General features: G+C 47.4%; 3 protein-coding genes. 2 read left to right on the forward strand and 1 reads right to left on the reverse strand.

Features of this window, described 5'->3' with window-relative positions; all coding sequences use genetic code 11:
* Positions 1 to 366, forward strand: a 366-nt coding sequence (locus Q0231_RS02350; protein WP_299344579.1) for a transglutaminase-like cysteine peptidase, incomplete at its 5' end; no start/stop codon positions are given.
* 100 nt (positions 367 to 466) lie between these two features.
* Positions 467 to 988, forward strand: coding sequence for a hypothetical protein (locus tag Q0231_RS02355; protein WP_299344582.1), 522 nt, complete (start codon positions 467 to 469; stop codon positions 986 to 988).
* Between the two features lie 48 nt (positions 989 to 1,036).
* Here Q0231_RS02355 and Q0231_RS02360 read toward each other — a convergent pair whose 3' ends face one another.
* Positions 1,037 to 3,169, reverse strand: coding sequence for an AAA family ATPase (locus tag Q0231_RS02360; protein WP_299344585.1), 2,133 nt, complete (start codon positions 3,167 to 3,169; stop codon positions 1,037 to 1,039).
* Positions 3,170 to 3,341 lie beyond the last annotated feature (172 nt).

Raw genomic sequence — 3,341 nt, forward strand, 5'->3', positions numbered from 1 at the left:
AATGACTTGATGGATTTACTCTTGCGCGTGAATTCAGGAATTAACCGTGCTATCCGCCCCCGGAACGACAAAGGCGATATTTGGTCCATCAATGTATCTGCTGGAGATTGTGAGGACTATGTTTTGACCAAGCGCGCCGAACTGATCAAATTTGGGCTGCCCGCAAGCGCCTTGCGCATTGCCACAGCATATACGCAAAACGGCCAAGGCCACGCCGTTTTGGTTGTGATTTCTAGGCAAGGCGACTATGTGCTGGACAATAGGCGAAACGCTATTCATGATTGGCAGAATGTTGACCTAACGTGGGTTGCCATTTCCCAAGCGGACCCAAAAAAATGGTCCAGCATTGTTCCCACAAAACATTGACCCCCTTGCATCGAAAAGCAAGCAGGCGCGAATTGGCTGTCTTGAACCGGGTCATATGCCATGGTATTGAGGATTGTATAATTTAACTTGAGACTTAAACATGATACTTCGAACCACATTTGGGCTCACCTTGGTGTGGGCGCTCTATAGCTCTGTTGGTCATGCACAAGACCAGAGTGCAGATCATCTCATTATGGATCGGAATGTAGAACTGGTCGAAATTTACGATGTATCGGCCTGTTTTCAAACGCATGAGTTTAGCTGCGCTTACTTCATCCAAGCTTACATCAAACAGCTTGATGCGGCCCGAATTGTGGGTGAAAATAGAGAGAAAAAACTACTTGGGCTAATCGCACGGATCGCAGGGTCTTCAGCGGCATTGGCTAGCGCGAAACCCGAACTCTCACCGGACAGCACACCGGCCGTGCAGGCTGCCGCGAGCGCGCAAATTGACCAGACAAATAAAATCCTTGAACAGGTGGCCGAAGCGATCCGAAAAACATCAACTCAGTTTTCTGATACTCAAACCGCTATAGCTGTAACCAAAGTTGCCGATATCGTTAAAACAGCAGGTGGATTGAGTACAGCGTCGCTTGACCCGATCCTAGCGAGCGACAATTGACCGACTGCACCTTGCAAATGTGCCACCTTTCCAAGCCCGCTGCACCGATTAGCTAAAATAGCTTTCGTAGTTCGCGCTGTAGCCCAAAGCGATCGAGTCGCTGCGATTGAGGACAGGCACGACATTCGCGCTAGAATTGAGATATTTCTCCAGCAACATGTTGGCTTTTCGAACATCTTGCTGAGACGTTGTTGAAAAACCAACAACGAAAACGGCAACGTCGGCTAGGTGCAACAAGTAGCTTGTGTCCACAACGGGCAATAATGGAGGGGTATCAATCACCACAAAATCGTAAAGCTTTGCAACGCTATCTATCAACCTTTCAAAACCAATGTTTGAAACAAGACTATCCGCTGCAAGGCCCAATTGGCTTTGGCCAACGAGCGCATCAAGATTTGGGATGACTTTGTTGGTGAACGATTTTGTCAATTCACCAACGCTGTCTGGGTTTTGCAGATATTCCAATAGTCCCGAACCTCCGTCCAGCTCAAGGAACTTATGGATAGATGGTTTTCGAAAGTCAGCATCGATCAGCAGGACTTTTGCGCCAGCGTGGGCCATGCTTTTGGCCAATGAAATTGCAACGGTAGTTTTACCTTCACTTGGCACCGCTGACGTCACGAGAACCACCCGCCCCACATCATCGTTCACTGCTCTATTTCTTTGTGCGCCTGCAAGATCGATTTCTGAACGAATACGCCGAATTGTTTCGGCAAAATTTGAAGAGGGAGCATTGTCCATCACATCGACTAGGTTCGTTTTGTTACCATTTACATCTGTGAACGGTCGAAATGCAGGTACAACAGCAACAACCCTGCGCAAAATGACATCTGCGAGTTGCCCCTCAGAGGTTATTCCCCCCCAATATTGATCCAAAACAAAGGCCAGTCCCACAGCAACGCCAGCAGCCGAAACAAATGCAATAGCAAGCACCAACAGTTTATTGGGGAATGAGGGTTCAAGTGGAGCAGCGGCGAGTTCTGCGATGCTGACGTTTGAGATTTGCACATCTGTTTGAACTTGAAGTTCAGTGCCGCGTTCTACCAAACGTGTGTACATGTCATTATTGACTTTTGCGCGCACCCTTAAAGCATCCAGTTTTGAAATGAACGAAGCGGGAGCGATCTGAACTACTCTTGCGGTCAATTCATTTCGTGCGGCGATGGCCCGTTGAGTATCGTCCTCTTGGTTCTTTCGCAGCACCGATAAGTCTTGAGCGATTAGCCGGCTCAGTTCTTCATCCATTTGTGTCAGCTGGCGTTTTTGCTCTGCTGTGAACTCTTGCTCCGATTGCCCGTGGACTTTTGCTGCTAACTCTTGTCTTTGATGCAGTAGAATTTTGAGCCCTTCACTAACCAATGTGGATTTTTGGACTTCGCTTGGTATTTGGTCAACACTGCCGTTGAGCGCTTCAATCATATCTGCATTGAGTTTGCTTTTGACGGTGAATGCGTCAACTTTGTCCCGCAAAATGGGAATTTGAGGGTCTTTGTTGAGCTTGATGATTTCACGCAAGTTATTTGGAATGTACGCTTCCAGTTCCTGCTGCGCTACTTCGTTTAAGCGGCGCGTTGCAGCAATTCGCTCGTGGAAAAGGGTCTGCGCCAAATTGGACGACCTAACCTTTTCTTCCTGCCTGAGCGCAATATGCGATAATGCAATTGCATTGGCGATATCTGCGGCGTCTTTTGGGTTTTGGGTGCTCGTCGCTACATTAATGATAAAGGTGAAACCCTGCCGCCTTATGCGAATCTTTTTCTTGAATTCATCAAAAACGCCGTTGATACGTTGTTCTTGGGACATAGGTGTCGTTGCCTGGTCCAGACCCAAAAAGAGCGATATCTTCTCAATCGCTGATAACGACACACCGTGTTCTTTGCTATCGATCAACCCAAGGTCGGTGAAGGCTTTCTCAAGAACTGGCCTCGAATTTATTATCTCCACTTCCGTATCGATAAGGGCATTGGCTAAAGCAGTGGATGGCGCTGTTGCATCGGGGTCAAAGAGGTTTTTACCAACCACATCCAGCAGCAGTTTGGAGGTTGCTGTGTATGTTGGCGTGATAACGAACAGCGCAGTGGTCGTTAGAATAAGCGTCAATGCGATGAGAGTAAGAATGAACCTAAAACGCCGACGAAAGACATTAAGAATTCCGCGCAGATCTATTGCCTGCTCGTCCATAAAAACACCTAAGTATAACTTCAAATAATAATAGGTGCATTATTATAGCGTTATTGAGTAAAGTTCAACGGCACCGCATTTTTCGATCTTTGCGTATGATAGTCTGCCGGTGGCAAAAGCCGCCGTATCGAGCGAAATCTCAGCTTCATTTTTAACAGGATTTGGCACAACG

Source organism: uncultured Maritalea sp. (assembly GCF_937139385.1).
GTDB lineage: Bacteria > Pseudomonadota > Alphaproteobacteria > Rhizobiales > Devosiaceae > Maritalea > Maritalea porphyrae_A.

Excerpts from the sequence above, each read along its gene's own strand:
- Q0231_RS02355 (WP_299344582.1), top strand. The coding sequence starts at position 467 with ATGATACTTCGAACCACATTTGGGCTCACCTTGGTGTGGGCGCTCTAT.
- Q0231_RS02360 (WP_299344585.1), bottom strand. The coding sequence starts at position 3,169 with ATGGACGAGCAGGCAATAGATCTGCGCGGAATTCTTAATGTCTTTCGT.